This window comes from Paraferrimonas sp. SM1919, from assembly GCF_010993985.1.
GTDB lineage: Bacteria > Pseudomonadota > Gammaproteobacteria > Enterobacterales > Shewanellaceae > SM1919.
On sequence record NZ_WINH01000006.1, the window covers coordinates 116,401 to 135,687 of the forward strand.

At 42.0% G+C, this 19,287-nt stretch carries 19 protein-coding genes; 12 read left to right on the forward strand and 7 right to left on the reverse strand.

Annotation, left to right across the window (positions count from 1 at the left end):
* Positions 1 to 5: 5 nt before the first annotated feature.
* Genes gspF through gspC form a run of 4 tightly spaced genes read right to left on the reverse strand, consistent with a single transcriptional unit; the run spans position 6 to position 5,886 of the window.
* A complete protein-coding gene (gspF, locus tag GFB48_RS05370; protein ID WP_163932258.1) occupies positions 6 to 1,247 on the reverse strand; it encodes a type II secretion system inner membrane protein GspF in 1,242 nt (413 codons plus the stop codon).
* Between the two features lie 2 nt (positions 1,248 to 1,249).
* On the reverse strand, positions 1,250 to 2,839 hold the full coding sequence (gene gspE, locus GFB48_RS05375) for a type II secretion system ATPase GspE (RefSeq protein WP_163932261.1): 1,590 nt from the start codon (positions 2,837 to 2,839) through the stop codon (positions 1,250 to 1,252).
* Positions 2,832 to 4,952 carry a type II secretion system secretin GspD gene (gspD, locus tag GFB48_RS05380; protein ID WP_163932264.1) on the reverse strand — a complete coding sequence of 707 codons (2,121 nt, stop codon included), beginning with the start codon at positions 4,950 to 4,952 and terminating at the stop codon, positions 2,832 to 2,834. The genes gspE and gspD overlap by 8 nt, the downstream gene beginning before the upstream one ends.
* A 16-nt stretch (positions 4,953 to 4,968) precedes the next feature.
* On the reverse strand, positions 4,969 to 5,886 hold the full coding sequence (gene gspC / locus GFB48_RS05385) for a type II secretion system protein GspC (protein WP_163932267.1): 918 nt from the start codon (positions 5,884 to 5,886) through the stop codon (positions 4,969 to 4,971).
* Positions 5,887 to 6,122: 236 nt separating this feature from the next.
* On the opposite strand from gspC, the gene hslR reads away from it, so the two are divergent.
* From hslR to GFB48_RS05415, 6 genes are all read left to right on the forward strand, one after another.
* Entirely contained in the window at positions 6,123 to 6,527 is a 405-nt protein-coding gene (gene hslR, locus GFB48_RS05390; protein WP_163932269.1) for a ribosome-associated heat shock protein Hsp15, read from the forward strand.
* Positions 6,528 to 6,535: 8 nt separating this feature from the next.
* Positions 6,536 to 7,411, forward strand: coding sequence for an Hsp33 family molecular chaperone HslO (hslO, locus tag GFB48_RS05395; RefSeq protein ID WP_163932271.1), 876 nt, complete (start codon positions 6,536 to 6,538; stop codon positions 7,409 to 7,411).
* An 88-nt stretch (positions 7,412 to 7,499) separates the two neighbouring features.
* A complete protein-coding gene (locus GFB48_RS05400) occupies positions 7,500 to 8,279 on the forward strand; it encodes an ABC transporter ATP-binding protein (protein ID WP_163932273.1) in 780 nt (259 codons plus the stop codon).
* A gap of 59 nt (positions 8,280 to 8,338) precedes the next feature.
* Positions 8,339 to 9,256: an iron ABC transporter permease gene (locus GFB48_RS05405; RefSeq protein ID WP_240464830.1), complete on the forward strand. Its 918-nt coding sequence runs from the start codon at positions 8,339 to 8,341 to the stop codon at positions 9,254 to 9,256.
* A gap of 6 nt (positions 9,257 to 9,262) precedes the next feature.
* Positions 9,263 to 9,859 (forward strand): cob(I)yrinic acid a,c-diamide adenosyltransferase, encoded by a 597-nt coding sequence (gene cobO / locus GFB48_RS05410; RefSeq protein WP_163932278.1) that lies wholly within the window; start codon positions 9,263 to 9,265, stop codon positions 9,857 to 9,859.
* Positions 9,856 to 10,716, forward strand: a complete 861-nt coding sequence (locus GFB48_RS05415) for a cobalamin-binding protein (protein ID WP_163932280.1) — start codon at positions 9,856 to 9,858, stop codon at positions 10,714 to 10,716. Before cobO ends, GFB48_RS05415 begins: the two co-directional genes overlap by 4 nt.
* Here the strand turns inward: GFB48_RS05415 and GFB48_RS05420 are convergent.
* Entirely contained in the window at positions 10,688 to 11,212 is a 525-nt protein-coding gene (locus GFB48_RS05420) for a DUF2937 family protein (protein ID WP_163932284.1), read from the reverse strand. The genes GFB48_RS05415 and GFB48_RS05420 overlap by 29 nt on opposite strands.
* Before the next feature lie 152 nt (positions 11,213 to 11,364).
* Here GFB48_RS05420 and GFB48_RS05425 point away from each other — a divergent pair, with 152 nt between their 5' ends.
* Positions 11,365 to 11,595, forward strand: coding sequence for a DUF2492 family protein (locus GFB48_RS05425; protein WP_163932286.1), 231 nt, complete (start codon positions 11,365 to 11,367; stop codon positions 11,593 to 11,595).
* Between the two features lie 10 nt (positions 11,596 to 11,605).
* Here GFB48_RS05425 and GFB48_RS05430 read toward each other — a convergent pair whose 3' ends face one another.
* Positions 11,606 to 13,213, reverse strand: coding sequence for an MFS transporter (locus GFB48_RS05430; protein WP_163932289.1), 1,608 nt, complete (start codon positions 13,211 to 13,213; stop codon positions 11,606 to 11,608).
* Between the two features lie 268 nt (positions 13,214 to 13,481).
* Positions 13,482 to 14,507 (reverse strand): zinc-binding dehydrogenase, encoded by a 1,026-nt coding sequence (locus tag GFB48_RS05435; RefSeq protein WP_163932293.1) that lies wholly within the window; start codon positions 14,505 to 14,507, stop codon positions 13,482 to 13,484.
* Between the two features lie 160 nt (positions 14,508 to 14,667).
* Between GFB48_RS05435 and GFB48_RS05440 the strand changes: the two genes are divergently transcribed.
* From GFB48_RS05440 to GFB48_RS05460, 5 genes are all read left to right on the forward strand, one after another.
* Complete coding sequence (locus GFB48_RS05440) at positions 14,668 to 15,042, forward strand: BlaI/MecI/CopY family transcriptional regulator (RefSeq protein WP_163932296.1); 375 nt, start codon at positions 14,668 to 14,670, stop codon at positions 15,040 to 15,042.
* A complete protein-coding gene (locus tag GFB48_RS05445) occupies positions 15,035 to 16,222 on the forward strand; it encodes a M56 family metallopeptidase (RefSeq protein ID WP_163932299.1) in 1,188 nt (395 codons plus the stop codon). The genes GFB48_RS05440 and GFB48_RS05445 overlap by 8 nt, the downstream gene beginning before the upstream one ends.
* Positions 16,223 to 16,352: 130 nt before the next feature.
* Positions 16,353 to 16,907, forward strand: a complete 555-nt coding sequence (locus GFB48_RS05450; protein ID WP_163932302.1) for an outer membrane beta-barrel protein — start codon at positions 16,353 to 16,355, stop codon at positions 16,905 to 16,907.
* A gap of 992 nt (positions 16,908 to 17,899) precedes the next feature.
* Positions 17,900 to 18,301 (forward strand): hypothetical protein, encoded by a 402-nt coding sequence (locus GFB48_RS05455; protein ID WP_163932305.1) that lies wholly within the window; start codon positions 17,900 to 17,902, stop codon positions 18,299 to 18,301.
* A gap of 70 nt (positions 18,302 to 18,371) precedes the next feature.
* On the forward strand, positions 18,372 to 19,265 hold the full coding sequence (locus tag GFB48_RS05460) for a hypothetical protein (protein WP_163932308.1): 894 nt from the start codon (positions 18,372 to 18,374) through the stop codon (positions 19,263 to 19,265).
* Positions 19,266 to 19,287: the final 22 nt, after the last annotated feature.

Sequence of the window (19,287 nt, forward strand, 5' to 3'; positions counted from 1 at the left end):
TCTCACTAATTCATTAAATTATTTAATTCGATAATTGGCAGTAGAATTGCCATCACAATAGACAGCACCATACCGGCCATGATCAGCACTAATACTGGCTGGAAAATCCCTAATGCAATTTGCACTTGAGCCTCAAACTGCTTGTCTTGGTTATCGGCTGCACGGCCGAGCATTTGTTCCAGCTCCCCCGACTTTTCACCCGATGCCACCATATAAATCATCATAGGTGGGAACAATCCGGTATCAAGCAATGCCGCCCGTAAACTTGTGCCCTCACGTACTCTAGCAGTAGCATCCTTAACCAACTCTTTAGCCTTGGTATTCGCTAAAACCTGTGAAGCAATTTGCATCGCCTCCAATAAGGGCACAGCACTGGCCGTTAAGATACTTAGAGTGTGGGCGAAGCGAGAAGTTTCCAAGCTTGAAGACACTTTACCAATAACCGGTAATTTAAGCTTTCTAGCATCCCATGCCAGCCTAATCTCAGGCTTCATTAATAATCGGTTAATCGTGACCATAGCAATCAGCATGAGCACCAGAAACAGCAGCCCCCAATCTAGAATAAAATCACTAAGGGCAATCATCACCTGAGTAATTTGTGGCAGGTCTTGGCCCATATGCATAAACTGGCCAACAACATCTGGAACTACGGTTGCTAACAAAAAGGCGACCACGGACACAGCAACTATGGTCAACATTGCAGGATATACCATAGCTTGGGTGATAGTGGACTTCATCGCTTGACGTCGCTCGGTATAATCAGCAAGACGATTTAGTACCACCTCTAAGTGGCCTGATTTTTCACCTGATGCCACCATGGCCACAAACAATTGGTCAAACACATGGGGGTAGTCAGCCAAAGCTTCAGCAAGGGAATACCCCTCCACCACACGCGAACGCACAGACATCATCATGCTCGAAAGCTTATCTTTCTCAACCTGCTGAGCCACCGCCTTTAAACACTCTTCAATCGGCATCCCGGCGCCAACCAAAGTAGCCAGCTGGCGTGTCAACAGCGCTAAATCAGCGGTAGATACCCGGGTTTTAAAACCCAGCTCTAGTTTAAAGCCAGAATCACTGCTTGAAGATTCTTTAGGCTTGGCTCTTGCTGAGGTTTCACTAAGACTCAACGGCATTAACCCCTGCTCTTTTAACTGTGAACGAGCCTGCCTAGAAGTATCTGCTTCTATAATGCCTTTTTTTTGCTTACCCTTAGCGTCGAGCGCTTTGTATTCAAACGCTGCCACTATTATTCCTCTCTGGTCACACGCATGACTTCTTCAAGGGTAGTCTGACCTGCTAATACCTTTGAACAGCCATCTTGGCGAATACTTGGGGTTTGGGTACGAATATATTTTTCAATGGCCATTTCACCGCCACCATCATGAATTAGTTGACGTACGGTTTCGTCAACCACCAATAACTCATGAATACCAGTACGGCCTTTATAACCATGCTGATTACATTCTTCACAGCCATTAGCGCGGTAAATAATCACCTCGCCTTCATCGTCACTGCAACCTAACAATTCACGCTCACCAGCATCGGCAACATGTGGCAACTTACAAGTTGGACACAGGGTACGAATAAGTCGCTGGGCGAGCACCCCTAGGAGTGAAGACGAAACAAGAAATGGCTCAACGCCCATATCTTGCAGACGAGTAATCGAACCTGAAGCGGTATTCGTATGCAGCGTCGACATTACCAAGTGACCCGTTAATGAAGCCTGTACCGCAATCGCACCGGTTTCTAGGTCACGAATTTCACCCACCATTACCACATCAGGGTCCTGACGCAAAATGGCTTTTAGACCACGAGCAAAGGTCATATCCACCTTAGTATTTACTTGGGTTTGACCAATGCCTTCGATATCATATTCAATCGGATCTTCAACGGTAAGAATGTTTAAGTCACGGCAATTAATCTCGTTAATGCCCGCATATAGGGTGGTTGATTTACCCGAACCCGTAGGGCCGGTAACCAGAATAATACCGTGGGGCTTTCTGATAAGCGCGTTAAATTCTTGGCGAATCGAGTCGCTCATGCCAAGTTGCTTTAACACTAGGCGGCCGGCATTTTTATCAAGCAAACGCAATACTACCCGTTCACCATGGCTAGAAGGCATGGTAGAAACACGTAAATCTACCGCGCGACCACCGATACGTAATGAGATACGACCATCCTGAGGCACACGTTTTTCAGCAATATCAAGCTTAGCCATTACCTTAATACGGGAAACCAATAGGTTGGATAGTTTACGGTTTGGCCTTAACACCTCACGCAAAACACCATCCACACGGAAGCGAACAATCAATTGTTGCTCATAAGTCTCAATGTGAATATCAGAGGCTTCTTCCTTAATCGCCTCAGATAATAAGGCGTTGATTAGACGAATAATGGGCGCATCATCTTCAGACTCAAGTAAGTCTTCGGTTTGCGGCATTTCTTCGGCAAGGGTGAATAAATCCATCTCATTGCCAATGTCTTCCATCATCTGCTGGGCCTCTGAAGAGTCTTGCTGATAAGCTTCAGTAAGAATTTTTTCAAACTCTACCGCATCAACCTCTTCTAAAGGCAATGCTTGGCCAGCATGTCGACAGGCTTCAAGTAACGCTGAAATTTCAGTTTTCTCGGTATGAAAAATGGTCAGAGGCAGTTCACCTTGCTGCCCACGATAAAATGTCAACTGATGGTTTTTGGCAAACAAAAAAGGAAGTTTATCTGCTGCTAATACTTCCACCGAATCAATTTCGAGGGTTTCCTCTGCTGCAACACCAAGATGAAGAGCATCCTTTTCATCATGGCTAACTTGTAAATGACCTTGGTTATCTTCAGTCATTATCATCACCGTGTTGTGGTTTGTCCGTGATTACTTTTAAAGCAGGTTCGCTGTCACGAATACGCGTTTCCAGGCCATCTCCAGATTGATACCCTTCCAGCACCTTTTTTACCCCTTCTGGAATATCATCTTCCGGGTTCCATTCATCAAGAATTGGAGGAGTGACTTTTGGCATTAGGTTTACGCCACGCTCTTGCTGCTCAAGTTGCACACCACGGAAATAGTTGTACTTCCGACCTGCAATTCCTTGCATAGTTACGTCATCACGGATAATGGTTGGTTTAATAAATACCATTAAGTTTTTCTTAGTCACACCTGAAGAACTTGAACGGAATAAGTGACCAATAATTGGAATGTCTCCAAGGAATGGTACTTTTTGAACCGATTCTTGTACCGCTTCTTGTAATAGACCACCTAGTACTACGATTTTGCCTGAGTCGGCCATCACCGTAGTGGTTAAACGGCGAGTACCAAAGGTTACATCCACCGATGTTTTACCATTAATATTTGATACTTCCTGTTCAATGGTTAGCTTAACCCCTGAACCTTCGTTAATCTGCGGAATAACCTTAAGCTTGATACCGACTTCTTTACGCTCAACCGTTTGGAATGGGTTTGAATTTGAAGAGCTAGCAGTAGAACCGGTCAAAATAGGCACTTCATCGCCCACGACAAATGACGCTTCTTGGTTGTCTAGGGTAGTAATAGAAGGCGTTGCTAGTACGTTAGAATTAGTGTCACTGGAAACCGCTTGCACTAAGGCGCCAAAGTCACCAAAGGCCACACCCCAGGCCATACCATTAACCTTACCTAGAGCCTGAGCCAGCAAGCTAATATCCCCTCGCTGATCAGGATTATTAGTACAGTTTTCTGCACCACTGGCGGTCACTGTACAAGTATTATTTGCTTTCTTAGGCTGAGCCTGCCAAATGCCTGCACCAATCTCACCAATGGTAGGCCCTAAGTTATTAAACTGAGTACCTGCACCAGCTGTCGTTGCCCACTGAATGCCGAAACCTACGTCATCACCTTCAGCCACTTCTACAATAATTGCTTCCACCAATACCTGGGCACGGCGCACGTCTAACTGACGAATAACACTATCTAGGGTGCGCATTTGATCAGGTTCAGCATTAATCACTAGTGCATTAGTTTCATCGTGAGAAACAATGGTTATACGATTTCTGGATGAATTCTTAGTCGTTTTGGGCTCACCATTATTTTCTAGGGTTTCAGCAAAGCCTGATAATACTTTTACAAGGTCTTCAGCCTTAGCGTATTTAAGGTAAACCACCTTAGTGTTACCTGTGGTCTTTAGTTCACCATCTAAGGTTTCAATTAAATTTCTTACTCGGGCACGGCTCTTTTCATCACCACTAACAATCACTGCGTTAGTACGCTCATCAGCAACAACCTTAGGGCTTTGGCCGGGACTTGCCCCTTTAGCTCCAGAGCTGCGATACAAAGTATCAATGATACGCACCATCTCTCCCGCACTGGCATGGCGTAATTGCACCACATCCATAGCAGTATCACCTTGCAAGTCGACTCGTTTAACGATTTCAACTAACTTATTTACGGTGGCTGCACGACCGGTGATCATCAATACATTAGAAGGATCATAGTTCACCACGTTACCGCCGCCGGCGTTGTCATTAAGCTGGCGTAACAATGGCGCAAGTTGCTTGGCCTCAACATTATATAGAGGCACAATGCGAGTCACCATTTCATCGCCGATACCAGGGGCGTTATCATCAGCGACTCTAATATTAGAAAGCTTAGCGTCTTTATCTTTAACAACTTTAATGATGTTGTTATCCATCTCGACTATTGCAAAGCCATAGACTTGAAGTACATTTAAGAAAAATTGATAGTACTGTTCATCATTGAGCAGATCATAACTGCGAACATTAATCTTGCCACGAACGGTGGGATCTACGATTATGGTTTTGTTTAGGTTTTTACCAACAATATTAATAAACTCTTGTACATCCGTACCTTTAAAGTTGGCGGCATATTGTTGAGCATACACCGGTAAGGATGCCGCGCCTAAAACGCTTGCGCCCAGCAACATAGATGCGCAAAACTGTTTGCCTATCCTTGTAATTGTCATGTTGTTCCTCAAATTCTTATTCTTGTGGCGCAGCCAATGAAATATCAATCAACTGCCCTTGTCGTTCAACAATAATTGATACCTCTGATAATTCTCTTAATTGCCCCATCAACTCCATGGCCTGCATAGGGTCAGTGAGGTCGTAACCATTGACCGATTTAGCCAAATCGTTGGCTTTGAAGCCTGCATCATAAAACAAATCTCTGTCTTGACCGGGATTCAAACGATAACCTTCCACACTGCCATCTTTGTTGGTTACTTTAGAAAACCTAAAATAATTACTAATGCTCGATGGATCTTGCAATAACTTTTCTTTGCTTTCTTTAATTCTTTTATAGACGTCAGAATTGGGTAAGACTTTTGATTTTTCTTGAATTTTTGCTTGTTGCAACTGAGCATTCGAATCTGTGATTGCAGAAGTAAATGTCATCCCATCGAGCATGACCGTTTCAAGTTTTCCGCTATTATTAATAATGGCGCGGTCGGCAAATACTTCTGCTAGCGAAGCTCTGGTCGCTTTAATTTTATCCCCAATACTATAGGTTTCTTGAGAACCAGCAGATTCAATAATCGCTAAGCCATTAGATTCATTAGTGGAAGCCACTACCCCAGTCAATTGAATTGATAAGCTTGTTTTAGGTGCATCAAGTAAATCATTTTTAACAATTTGAGGCTTTTTTTCTACAACAGCAGCGCTTCCTTTTTCACCGAAAAGTTGTAATTTTTTTATATTTTCAATACTTACCTGCTCTACCTCGGTAACTGAGATCACAGGTTTCCAGGTTGTGGAGGTTTGGGTAGGCGTTATGACTTGCCACGTTAGCTGAGCCAATTGATAGAGGGCTAGTGTTGCAAATAGCAACACTCCAGCATTAATCACTGGCTCTTTAGGTAACGTTTTTAACTTGCTAATGACTGCTTGAACTTGTTCCATATAATCGTGGGCTACCCTTTAGCCGATAACTGTTTATTTTTTATTATTTGTTTCCCATATTACCTTGCCAAGTAGATCACAACAACCCCCAAATATCTCTTCAAACATGGCTTGTGGCTAAGATTTATGCTATTGTTGCGGGCATTATCGCTCGCGAGCTTGACCTCACATTTCTAAACAGTAAAACATATTGGCAAATACTTCCATATATGACTTTATCTTTCTAATTAGGTTTCATGAAAAGCATTCAAAATAGCAATAAAATACGCCTTGATAAATGGTTATGGGCCGTTCGTTTATACAAAACACGCTCCCTTTCTCAAGAAATGATCAATGGCGGCAAAGTCCACTATAATGGGCAAAGATGTAAACCCAGTAAAGAAGTTGAAATCGGCGCTAAAATTACCCTAAGGATCGGCCATGATGAACGGGAAATTGAAGTGATAGAACTGGGGCACAAGCGTGTTTCCGCTCCAATCGCACAAGAAATGTATCGCGAGAGCGAACAATCACTTGCAAAACGTGAGGCAGCAGCAGCGGCTCGTAAAACTATGAATGCCGGCATGTCCCATAGCGATAGTCGACCTGATAAAAAACAGCGTAGACAAATTATTCGTTTTAAAAATCAAGACAATCTGTAGAGTAAAAGATGACCAATACAAGCCAAGATACCCTGAATCGTTTCTTGTTTGAAAAAGAATCTGTACGCGGTGAAGTTGTACAATTGCAGCAAAGCTATCAACAAATCTTAAGTGACCATAGCTATCCAAAGATTATTAAAAATATTCTTGGTGAATTGTTAGCCGCTACCACATTGCTTACAGCAACGTTGAAGTTTGAAGGTGATATTGCCGTTCAAATACAAGGGGACGGTCCTGTAAGCTTAGCGGTCATCAATAGCGATCACCTGCTGCAAGTTCGCGGTCTTTCGCAATTTAATAGTGAAGCATTAACGGAAGATTCAAACCTACAGGCGCTGTTTGGTAAAGGGCATATGGTAATCACTATTACTCCAAATAAAGGTGAGCGCTACCAAGGTATTGTTGCTTTAGATAAACCAACAATCAGTCAATGCTTAAGTAATTATTTTGCCCAATCTGAACAGCTTCCAACCTTCATTAAACTCTTTGCTGATGGTGATTTTGCTTCAGGTATGCTGTTGCAAGTTCTGCCTTCAAATGAAGATGATCAAATGAATGCATTTGAGCATTTGAGTCAGCTCACTAACACCATTTCTGCAGATGAATTAGCCAGCCTACCTGCCCAAGAAATCCTGCATCGGTTATTCCACGAAGAAGAGTTGATGCTGTTTGATGCGGCAGATGTCAACTTTAAATGTCGCTGTTCTCGTAAAAAATCAGCAGATGCCATTCGTTCAATTGACCGCAATGAAATCGAACAAATCGTAAATGAGGAAGGTAAAGTGGGTCTTCACTGCGATTACTGTAATACTACTTACAATTTTGACAGTATCGATATCGCAGCCATTTATGACGGCCAAGCAGGCACTAACACAGCCCACTAAAATTCTTCAAGCCATGCATTTGCATGGCTTTTTTACAAGCCTTCAAAGAAGCGATAAACTATAGTTATCCACACTAAACTGAATTCTTATGGCAGAGCAAGCTCCCCTTTTATCACTTAAGCAAGTGTCTCTTAGCTATGGCCATGGTGAGGTGCTTAAAGCTATAGATTTACAGCTGGACCATGGTGAGTTGGTTGCATTAGTTGGCCCCAATGGATCTGGCAAAACCAGTCTTCTCAATAGCATTAATGGTTTTATTGCCGCAACGGGGCTCATTCAGATAGCTGGACAAGATCTTCAGCAGCTGTCTTCTAATACAGTGGCTAAGTTGATTGCGAGTGTTAGCCAGCATCAAGATCAACAAATAGCATTATCGGTTAAAGAATTTGTCAGTCTAGGACTACTGCCACAACTTGGTCTATGGCAAAAAATCTCTTTTCAGCAGCAAGGTAAAATTGAGTCCTATTTAAGGCAGTTTGATTTATTAGACAAACTCAATACGCCATTAAGTGAACTTTCTGGTGGCCAAAGACAAAGAGCGCATATTGTTAAGTCACTGCTTCAGCAACCTAGGCTGCTGCTGTTAGATGAACCCAATAATCATTTAGATATTGAACACCAGCTTCATTTGCTTAACTATTTAAAAAAGCAATCCTTTACTAGCTTAATTAGTCTGCATGATCTTAATTTAGCTGCGCAATTCTGTGATAAAGTGATCATTCTAAATGAAGGAAGTTTGTTTGATTTTGGGACTCCTGAACAAGTATTGAATCAACATAATATTGCCCAGGTATTTAAGGTAAACTGCAAAATTGATGCACACTATCAGCAAGGTTTAGCCATTCAGTTTAGTTCGAGGAATCCATGATCTTAACCCGTGCTAATATCCTTATTTTAATTATGTGCATGCTTACAGGATTAAGCGTAATGCTTAGCCTTAGCATAGGGGCTGTATCCATCGATCTGTTCGAAGTTTGCAAACAGCTAGTGTCACAGCGAGAACAAACCGTTCAACAGCAGATTTTATTTGATTTAAGACTCCCACGAATAATACAAGCATTAACGGCAGGAGCGGGATTATCCTTAGCTGGTTACATTCTGCAAATGGTAACTCGAAATCCACTCGCTGATCCTTATTTATTTGGTGTTTCCGCCGGCGCGTCTTTAGGTGCTGTAGTTGTCATCGCCTTGGCCAGCTCTATTTCCTTAAATCTTACTTTTGGCGCTTTAGTAGGGGCATTAATATCCACCTTTGTGGTGCTTTATTTAGCTGCTGGTAACTTGCAGCAACAAACTCAAAAAATGGTATTGGCTGGTGTCGCCTGCGCTTTCTTATTTAGCGCTATCAGTAGTTTCATTTTATATTTCGCCACGCCACAAGCTGCAGCCTCGGTATTATTTTGGTCCTTAGGCAGTTTTGCCAACGCCGATTGGCTAGGGGTAAAAATAAGCTTAATCAGTTTATTATTAATTGGATTTGCCACCATAGGCTTGCATCGGCCATTGCTGGCTCTGGCCAGTGGTGATCATAGCGCCCATAGTTTGGGCGTGGATCCCAGCCGAATTCGGCTGACAATGTTAGCGCTATGCTCTATTTTGACTGCAGTATTAGTTGCCAACTGTGGAGGTATTGGCTTTGTTGGGTTAATGATCCCCCATATAACCAAAATGCTTATTAAGCAGCAAAACTCTCCTATATTAGTGATGCTTTTAGGGGGTATATTTATGATTTGGGTGGATACCCTAGCTCGCATTGCCATTGTTGCTCAAGAAATACCTGTTGGTATTATCACAGCCTTTATTGGCAGTTTCTTTTTCTTAATTTTGTTAAGACGCAAAGGTTAATGGCTCATGCTTGATAAACAACAAAAACACTCACAGAGACAGCAAAGGTTAAAACAAAAAGTCGATGCTAACATTGCTGCTGCGACAAAAGTACAAGGTGTGCTAATGGTGATCAGCGGCAATGGCAAAGGAAAGTCAACCGCCGGTTTTGGTAATGTTTGTCGTGCTGTAGGCCACGGCATGAGTGCCGCGGTAGTTCAATTTATTAAAGGAACCATGGATTGTGGTGAACGTAATCTATTAGAAAAATTTGGGGTGCCGTTTGAGGTCATGGCAACGGGCTTCACCTGGGAAACTCAAAATAGAGAAACCGACACTATTGCCTGCCAAAAAGCGTGGCAGCAAGCTAAGCAATGGCTTGAAGATCCAACGATTGATATGGTTTTGCTCGATGAGCTCACCTATATGCTGAGTTACCACTATCTCGATGTTGAAGAAGTACTAAGCGCTTTAAAAAATAGGCCTGCTATGCAGCATGTAATCATAACTGGCCGTAACGCTCACAGAAAGCTGATTGAGATGGCGGATACGGTTAGCACCATAGAACCCACTAAACATGCATTTGAAGTCGGTGTGATGGCGCAAAAAGGGCTGGATTTTTGATTCGTATACTACTGTTCATATTGGCGCTTTCATTGCCAGCTGACGCTGCCCAACAAAGGATTGCTGCCCTATCACCTAATCTTGTGGAACTCCTTTATAAGCTTGGGGTAGGCGAGCAAATTGTTGCTACAGTTGAACACGCTGACTATCCCCAAGCAGCTACAGCTATTCCTAGAATTGGCAACCATAATGGCATTGCTATCGAGCAATTGCTTGCCTTGGAACCCGATTTAGTCTTGCTCTGGCGAGGGGGCAATAAAAGTAAAGATATAGACCAAATTAAAAAGCTAGGTTTCAATGTTTATTTAACTGAGAGCCAACAATTAACGGATATAGCAACCGAGCTCAATCATATTGGCCGATTAGTCAACAGAACCGCTCAAGCTAAACAACTCGCACGGCAGTATCTTTTGCAACTTAATCAAATTAAGAACGCTTACAGCAAAAAACCTAAAGTCACATTTTTTTATCAGTTATGGGGCAACCCCTTGATGACAGCGACAAATAATTCTTGGATAAATCAGATATTTAAAGTATGTGGCGGGGAAAACATTTTCGAACATAGCCACACCGATTACCCATTGGTTAGTCTGGAAAAAATTATAGAGTTACAGCCACAAGTCATCATTCAAAGTGATGAACCAGCCAATCTCTCCAGTATGGATTGGAATAGATGGCCAATAATAAAGGCTGTTGCAACAAATAAGATAATTGAAGTCGATACTGACCTAATCCAACGAGCCACGACTAGAACCATTGATGGAATTAATTCAGTTTGCCAAGCTCTTGATAAAATTAGGATCTTACAAGGCTCTAGCAATAATAAAATTAACGAGAGAATAATAATTTCTCTTTAGTTGACATCCCCTGACCAATGCCCTTTCCTAGCCAAAATGGCAAGTAAAGCAACACCTGCAACAACAGCGTCGCTAAAATCGCAAATGAGATCACTCCAACATTAACAGGAATACTGGGATGATAATCTTTAAGAACATTCTTAAGCACCCCCCACTTTAATGGATTTGCAATAAACAATAACTGTTCGAAATAATTGGCTTGTTGAAGATATGCTTTATCTGCAATCACCTGCTCATATTGCTGTAACAGCTTAAACTTCCCTTCAGCATCATCAATGACCGCAGGAATATCATAAGTTAACCAATCATATAGCATTGACGACACATCTTTATAGCCATGCATATCCGCATTCACTTTTAATTGATCAATATTTTGTATGCTCGTTTTTTTATATTCTTGTAAATAGCCCAAATATTGGTCACTAATAGATGGCACTTGGGCAACCAATAAAAATATTAAAACAAAAAGCAGCTTATCGAAAAATGATGAAAACATACCAGCCCCACAAGGAATTATTACTCCTACCAAAGGCGACATGGGATACCTAAGACTTAACCCTTATAAGCAATAATATTTATCTCAATCACATTAATAGTCATCTTTTTAGGATAGTATTATTAAGTTCTAAGTCATTCGGAGAGTGCGGTATGTTGCACGGTAAAAAACTTATAAATTTAGCAGCAGAAAATGTAGGTTTGTCCAAAAAGGAATTAATCGTGTTAGCGACCAAAGAGTTTGGTCGTGATGCTAAGTTTCGAACTTGTAAAGTTGAGGGACTCAGCTTAGAGCAAATGCTAGAGTTCTTTATTAGCAACGGTCGCATAGACATCGACACAGGCATTAAGGTTAATGCCTGTGGTCATTGTTCAAAATCTTAGCCCTTAAGAGTTAACTCTCTACCCTTTGTGATGGCGCGGCCAGCGCCATCAATGCCACCAGCAGCATGGCTAACATCATAAAGTACAGAGTAATTTGCAAACCATCATTTGCAGCTTTTTGCACAATTTGCGGGTAAGCTTCACGGGTATTTTTAGGCAGGCTGGCAACAAACTGAGCTTCCTCTTCTGGGCTGATAGTATTAAAAGTATCCTCCAGCTCAACCACAATCTGGCTGTGCTCGACAGACTCTAAAGTTAACCCCTCTTTTTCAGCATAACTGTCCGTCATACTGGCATATACGGCACTAAACAAAATTGAGCCCGCAAAGGCGACCGCAAACCCCTGCCCCACGATCTCTTTCATGGTTTCAGATAAACCTGAGGCCGCACCACTGTCTTCGGGCTTAACCGACATCATAGTGACATTGGTGTATTGCGCCATCACTAATCCTGCACCAATACCCACAATGGTCATTGCCACCAATACATCACTAGGCACCATAGACAAAGAGGCATGTTGCCCAGTGAGGTACATACCGTAAATCATCACTAGGGCACCAATTATAATGATCCACTTAGGCGCTAACTTACTGGCAAGTTTAGGGCTAGCAAAAGACACCACAGCTACTGTAATAGCATAGGGCAAGGTGGTTAACGCGGTATCTAAGCCTGACATTTCAGCCCCAGCCTGCAGATATACCGAATAGGCAAATAGGAAGCCAGCCCCCACCATAAAGAACAACGCCCCAATCCACATGCCAATACTAAAAGGGATATTCAGTAATAGGCTGCTATCTAATAACGGCGAACGCCCCTGTTTTTTCAGTTGATTACCACGATAGATAAACACCAGCGACAACAAGAAACTGGCAAGATAAATAAACGGTACCGGAGACAAGCCCAATACTGCCCACTGCATACCCATCATGGCAAATGGGCGTTTTTCAAATATCCAGCCATACTGACCAGCTAGGGTGACGGCATACAAGAACAAGCCAAAACTCACTACCGATAACAGCACACTTAGTAAATCAATTTCAACCCTTGCGTCTTTATTGGTCTCTGGCAATTTGGCTGACACCAGTAACGTGGCCACCCCCATAATGGGTGATAGCGCTAAAGCTATCCGCCAGTTAATCAGATCCGATAACACCCCAACTAACACCGGAGCAAGCGCCGATACCACAGACAGAATCGCGCCATAAATACCAAAAGCTTGAGCCCGTTGCTTTCCATGGTAATAATGCATAATTAATGCAATAGAGGTAGGAATGATCAATACCATTCCTGATGGCCAGATCACCCCCCAGGCAATACTAAAAGCTAAGGTATTGGGACTTAATACCACTCCAGTTAAACCTAAAGTGTAAATAGCTACACCTAGAACAAATATGCGTTTTTTGCCAAATTTATCGCCAAGGCGTCCCGCAGTAACCATCAACGAACCCGCTATAAACGACGCTGATACAATGACCGATTGTAATGTAACCACCGTCGTTTGAAGGTCATTAACGATGGCGTTAATTAACACATTCACTCCAAAACTTGTGATATACATCATCACCATTGATAAAGATATCGCCACCATAGGTAGCCAGCTTTGACGCTGTGATTGCATTATTATTCCCCTAACTGAAGATATTGTTTATTTGCTTGATAAGCATAGCAAAAGTTAACAAATAAACCTTTACCTTTTAGGGTATATGCGGTCCATATTGAGTCTCGAATTAGCTTTGTTATTATCTCTGTGAGCCACCTTTGCAGGCGAATGGCTGTCCTCGGCTGTACTGCAGCATCAAGTTAGCAAATATGCGCTTCTGTGCTTGTCCCCCCTGTACATTGCACTCATTTGCTTTAGCCGAAAAACAATCGTCACATTGCAAAAGCTAAATTAACTTTAATAGCACTTTACCATCACTTTTGTTGACGCTGTAATGGTCGACTGCTGATTTAAATTCGTCGAAACCAAACTCACCATAAATATCAGTATTAAACACACCTTCCGCAAACAGCTTTTGCACCTTTTTAGACAACTGATAAATATGCCAAGGGCTAGAGCGATAAAAGTAGTTTGCTAACCAAAAGCCTTCGATCTTTTGGTCTTTAAAAATAATATCAGACACCACAAATTGGCCACCAATTGGGTCATGGGTATCAGTTAAGCGCCCATATACAATCGCCGTAGTGCCTTTAGGCATAGCGCGCATGGTCTGTGGTGTGGCACTGTCGGCTACGGCATCTAACAGCACCTTAGCCTGATGCTGCTCACAGGCCTCCTTAAGCTGCCTGTGAAAATCATCGTCGTTAGAGTTTAATACCACGCTCGCCCCTAAATCATAGAGGGCTTGCTTTTGCGCATCACTGCGTAAAATGGCAATGCTACTCAAACCTAGCATTTTGGCATAGCGAATGGCGCCCTTACCCACCTGTGACGCCGCCGCATTAAGGACAATGCCTTTACTGCCTAACTGCCGCGCCCGTTCGACCATACATACAGAGGTGCAAGGATTGACAATTAAGGTTGAACCCTGCTGCATTGAAATATCATCCCTAAGGGGTAGGCATAAATTGGCCGCGGTAATCGCATAGTCGCTCCATAAACCATCCATGCCCGGCTGGGCAGATACCGCCACCCGCTTACCCATTAAATATTTACCATACAAACCAGCGTTGGCCTCAACCACAACGCCACTGCCCTCAAAGCCAACAAAGGCTCCGTCTTTAGCATCGACGCCGTACTTACCCATTAAATGAACTAAGTCAGAGGGGTTAACGGGGGCATAGTGCATTTTCACCCGAACCTGTCCCTTTTTTAGAACCGGTAAAGTTTTAGTCTGTTTTTCAATACGATCGGATAATGCTAAATCCGCGCTATCACTTAATTTCAACGCGAATCCTGTTGCCTGTGCCATAAAAAAGTCCCCTTTATCGGTAATATGCTGCCCAGCATCTAGCCTAACTTAGAGTGATCACTCTAGTAAAATTATTGTTAAAAAAACTTGACCGCATTGACTACAAGTGTAATCTTAAATATAAATTACATTCGTAATCGATAATAACTAAGGCAAAAACATGATTGAAGTGAGCAAAACCGAAGAAGAAGTTCTCAACGCCCTGTGGCAAGCACACCCAACCAGTGCCAGTGAGTTAATTACTAGACTCAATCAAACTAAGCCCTGGCATGAAAAAACTGCTAAAACTTTGCTAAACCGCCTAGTAAAAAAACAGGCGGTAGGCTTTGAAAAACAAGGGCGCAGTTATTTGTATTTCCCACTGATTGAAAAACAAGATTACGCCGTATCCCAATCCCAAGGTTTTTTAGATCGCCTGTTCAACGGCAAATTAGCCCCTTTAGTGGCGGGGTTCTCTAAAACCGAGCAACTAAAGCGGGAAGACATTGATGAGCTTAAACAAATCATCAAAGATTGGGAGCAAAAAAATGATTAGCCTACAACTGCTGCTGCCATTTAGCCTATGCGCTGCACTGCTACTTATCGGCCACAAACTTTTTAACCGCTATCTTAGCGCCACCAGCTTGTATTTAAGCTGGGCGTTACTGCCGATGAGCTGTGTTGGCTATGCATTGGCAAGCCAGTATATAAAAGCACCTATTAGTGAATTTACTGTGGTCAATCAAATCAGCCATGATTCTCAGCAATGGTTATTACAAACCAGTGATACTCAATTTTGGTGGCTACTGCCATTGGTCAGCGTAATCATTATTATTGTCACTCTGATGGGTCATATTGGCTTTGTTCGCAAGCTTACACCTGAGCCTTACACCCAAATATCGGGCGAGGCCATTCACCACAGCGACCAAGCCAGTAGCCCAATGTTAGTTGGCCTGCTTAAACCTAAATTAATTGTCAATCAGCAACGCTTTGCCAGTCATTCAAAGCAAGTCCAGCAACTGATCATCCGCCATGAATTGCAACACAAACACCGCCTAGACAACCTTTGGAACCTGTGTGCTTTCGTACTGTTAGCCCTTATGTGGTTTAACCCTTTGGCCTGGATGTGTTACCGGCAGTTTAGGCAGCAACAAGAACTTAGCTGTGATGAGCAAGTGCTTAAACAAGCAAACAAACAAACCAAAATTGATTACTCCCAAGCTCTCGTGGAAGTTGCCGCCAACAACCTTTACAAGCCGTTTGAGCGACTGCTAATGGCAAATTACGGTGATAAACACACCCTAAAACAGAGGTTATTGAATATGCAAAAAAACACTCGTCCATCCAAGCTGGCAGCAAGCGCATTTATGGGTGCTGCAATTACCCTATTATCTGGCATTAGTTATGCGGGAATAGCCCCAAAGGCCAAAGGGCCAGCGCCAACCGTTCGCATCGAGCCCGGATACCCAATCGCGGCAGCTCAACAAAGAATTGAAGGCCATGTGGTCATGAAATTCGATATTAGCGCGGCAGGCAAGGTTAGTAATGTCAGTGTTATCGACAGTCAACCTGAAGGGATATTCGATAAAGAAGCCGTTAAAGCATTGCAACAGTGGCAATACCAACCAAGTCAGGCTGGTGCCCAAGGAACTCAGATACAACTTAACTTTAGATTAGGCTCAGAACCATTATTAAAAACAGACTCGATTGAAACCCTAAAAGTAAGTAATCACTAAACTCTGTAACCGCGGCTTAAAGCTGCGGTTTATTTTTTAAACGTTCGAATTATTTTATTTTACCTACCGCAAAATATGTCGCCTTAGTTAGTGGTAACTAATTTAGAAGTTTTTAAAGGTCATTGAAAGTATGCGTATTTCAAAAATTTTGCTAGCAGCACTGACTGGCTGCGCATTATCCGCTCACGCTGAAGGGTTTCATGTTGGTTTAGCCACTGCATTTTCAGACCTTCCTGTAGACAGCTCCAATGTTGCTGCGCCACCACTTGTAGCCGCACCCGATACAGTGGATACCACCCTATTTGGCATTAAAGCAGAGCGAACCCTAACTGAAAATTTTGCTGCAGAAGCTCGGTTAATGTTAGGGGCAATGACCACCATTAAAAGCCAGTTTTCTGAAGCGTCCTTGGGGGTAAGTTCCTATGCCAGTGTTTTTATTAAAAACAGCTATGACAATACCATGACGATTAACCCTTATCTTATTATCGGCGCTGCTATAGCGAGTGTGCAGTCGAGTAACTCTGAGCAAGCAAATTCGCAAACTATCCAAGGGTTAACTTATGGAATTGGGGTTGATTTTGACGTTATTGAGGGGCATAAGGTCTCTTTCGAATTTATTGATCTACTCAATAAAGACCGCACATCCATGGAAGGCTTCTCTCTGAGTTATGGGTATAGGTTTTAAGGGATTCGAGGGAGCGAGGGCGCTTCGCTTCGAGAGCGGCTTCGCCTGCGAGAACGCTACTTCGTAGCTCGAGGGATTACGGATTACGGATTACGGATTTTTCAGTATTCGGTTATCCGTATTCCGCAGCCAACAAAATCCCTCACCATCTTAAAATGCAAGCTAAAGGCTTGCATTGTTAGCATTTCGCAGTTAAACAATTACTTCCAAGCTCTTAAACCATATCTCAATCTCTCATTAGTTAGATCAAATCTCAGATTTTTTATCAAATTATTATAAGGTTCAGTGAACCAAACTAAATTTAAATATCTATTTGTATCAGTAGTATCTAACCATGAGCAGTCCAATTTAGAATCTTGTAAAACTAACTTATAGTCATGATCTTTTTCAAAAAAGACTTTAATATCCAAAAACATTTTCTCCTACAAGCCGCGCGAAATCAGTACAAGGCAGCTAGCTTTCTAAGCCCGTTTTTGCAAGGCTAGCGAAGAAAGTTCAAGGCAGTAAACAAAGCTAGCCCGTTGAGCTTAGTTCGCTAAGTGATGCGGGTAGCTTTGTGAAACTAACGCAGAAATTTCGATGCTAATGCAGCAAAAAGGGAGTTTGGTGCGTTAGATGACTCGGGTTAGGAAGTGCAGCGAACGCAGTAATGATGATGCTGGCGCAGTAGTGCACCAGCTATAACAGAAAAAGCTAAAAATCTTTTTACTTAACTTTCAGCTCAATGCCGCTCATCTCGACAATGGTGGCGGAAGTTCCTGGCTCAATGGGAGTTTGGTCGGCATCAACCAACTTGCCCACCATCGACATCCGACCACTTCGCCTTGTCGCTGCTAGGGCTTACCACCCCTGATAAACGCAGGACAAAAAAACGTTTATCAAATCTTTAAATAACCCTATACAATTATATACAAGTTGTTGATAAATATAATTATTTACAGAAATAAAAAGCATATATATCATGAACAATAGTTCTTAAAAGGAGTTATAAAATGAAAATTAATAAGAAACTAATCTTAGCTGCTGGTGCAGCTGCAACCTTGTTATTATCAGGCTGTGCAACACACCCTGACCGTATAAAAACAGGTTTCACGCAATCATCAAAGTTTAAAGCCCTATCTTGTCCAGACCTTGTGACACAATCGGATGAAATTGCAAATCGTTCAGCAGTGCTTTATCAAAATCTAAAGTCAACGGCTAACACTGACTCAGCCCAATTTGCAATCGGTCTACTATTATTCTGGCCTGCTTGGTTATTCTTAGAAGGTGGTGATGGTGCGGAGGCTGCTGAATACTCACGTCTACAAGGTGATTATAAAGCAATGCAAGAAGCAGCAAAGTCTAAGCAATGTGATACTCAATTAGCTTCATTTGAAAGTCGCGTTAAACTATAAATTTTTAATAGAAATTAATGCGGACAAAATTTTTAATTTTGGGCCGCATTAATTTCATGGGTAATATTTTATGAATTCAAAATTTTTCTTGGTCGTTATAGCTTCAATTTTAGCTAGTGGATGCGCCTCTCCAAACTATCAAAACTTTCCAATTACTGCAGATAATAAAGCCAAACATAATATTCAAATAATTGACAAAGAGTTTGAAGAAAATCATTTCATTAAGAAGATTTCCGAAAATGAAGTTCTATATAGCCAGAATAATGGTGGTTCGGCAGCTGCAGGCGCTTTTGGTTTAATTGGTGCGCTAACTAACATAGCTCTAATTAACTCTCAAACCAATAAAGATGTTGAAGCAATTAAAGGTAAGTTTGATGTTAACCCATCAAAGATGCTTAAAAAAGCAATAAAGGACAATCCGGCAGGTGATGTACACTTTACTGATGAATTTAAACAATCAGACATTCAAGTTCATCCTTATGTCCTTATAAAGAAAGTAGAAAAGAATGATGCTACGCAATTGCATTTTGCTTCAGCGGTAAAAGTTCAAGTTCCACTTGACAGTAAAAAAAATTGGTATGGTAGATATTTTTATATCACTGATACAACAATTACCCTTTCTGAGCTAAGTGCTGGGATTTCTGATAAGTTATCTAAGAAAATAAAATCAGAGCTACAGCAAGGTTTTGCTGAAGTGATAAAAATGTATGATGAAGACAGGAAGTCAGAGCTTTCAAATGCAAAACCAGGCACTGTTCGTTCTGAATACCTCACTCCGGGCTTCCCAATTGATCTATTCGCGGAAGAAGTATCAAGAATTGATGGACGAGTTATTTTCACAACTAATAACGGTTCTTTCTCAATGCCAGAATCTGAAATATTAATAACTTACACAAAGTCTAAAAAAGATAAAAAGTCACAAAACAAAGTTATAGCTAAGGAAAAAGAACCAACTAAGCTATAACAAATATATCAACGTTTAAATT

What these genes read in the sequence shown, in the direction of transcription:
- gspD (WP_163932264.1), bottom strand. Translation starts at nt 4,952, where the DNA reads ATGACAATTACAAGGATAGGCAAACAGTTTTGCGCATCTATGTTGCTG.
- GFB48_RS05435 (WP_163932293.1), bottom strand. Translation starts at nt 14,507, where the DNA reads ATGGCACAGGCAACAGGATTCGCGTTGAAATTAAGTGATAGCGCGGAT.
- GFB48_RS05455 (WP_163932305.1), top strand. Translation starts at nt 17,900, where the DNA reads ATGAAAATTAATAAGAAACTAATCTTAGCTGCTGGTGCAGCTGCAACC.
- GFB48_RS05405 (WP_240464830.1), top strand. Translation starts at nt 8,339, where the DNA reads ATGCTTAGCCTTAGCATAGGGGCTGTATCCATCGATCTGTTCGAAGTT.
- GFB48_RS05430 (WP_163932289.1), bottom strand. Translation starts at nt 13,213, where the DNA reads ATGCAATCACAGCGTCAAAGCTGGCTACCTATGGTGGCGATATCTTTA.
- gspE (WP_163932261.1), bottom strand. Translation starts at nt 2,839, where the DNA reads ATGACTGAAGATAACCAAGGTCATTTACAAGTTAGCCATGATGAAAAG.
- GFB48_RS05440 (WP_163932296.1), top strand. Translation starts at nt 14,668, where the DNA reads ATGATTGAAGTGAGCAAAACCGAAGAAGAAGTTCTCAACGCCCTGTGG.
- GFB48_RS05425 (WP_163932286.1), top strand. Translation starts at nt 11,365, where the DNA reads ATGTTGCACGGTAAAAAACTTATAAATTTAGCAGCAGAAAATGTAGGT.
- cobO (WP_163932278.1), top strand. Translation starts at nt 9,263, where the DNA reads ATGCTTGATAAACAACAAAAACACTCACAGAGACAGCAAAGGTTAAAA.
- hslO (WP_163932271.1), top strand. Translation starts at nt 6,536, where the DNA reads ATGACCAATACAAGCCAAGATACCCTGAATCGTTTCTTGTTTGAAAAA.
- GFB48_RS05420 (WP_163932284.1), bottom strand. Translation starts at nt 11,212, where the DNA reads ATGTTTTCATCATTTTTCGATAAGCTGCTTTTTGTTTTAATATTTTTA.
- GFB48_RS05460 (WP_163932308.1), top strand. Translation starts at nt 18,372, where the DNA reads ATGAATTCAAAATTTTTCTTGGTCGTTATAGCTTCAATTTTAGCTAGT.
- gspC (WP_163932267.1), bottom strand. Translation starts at nt 5,886, where the DNA reads ATGGAACAAGTTCAAGCAGTCATTAGCAAGTTAAAAACGTTACCTAAA.
- GFB48_RS05450 (WP_163932302.1), top strand. Translation starts at nt 16,353, where the DNA reads ATGCGTATTTCAAAAATTTTGCTAGCAGCACTGACTGGCTGCGCATTA.
- hslR (WP_163932269.1), top strand. Translation starts at nt 6,123, where the DNA reads ATGAAAAGCATTCAAAATAGCAATAAAATACGCCTTGATAAATGGTTA.
- GFB48_RS05445 (WP_163932299.1), top strand. Translation starts at nt 15,035, where the DNA reads ATGATTAGCCTACAACTGCTGCTGCCATTTAGCCTATGCGCTGCACTG.
- GFB48_RS05400 (WP_163932273.1), top strand. Translation starts at nt 7,500, where the DNA reads ATGGCAGAGCAAGCTCCCCTTTTATCACTTAAGCAAGTGTCTCTTAGC.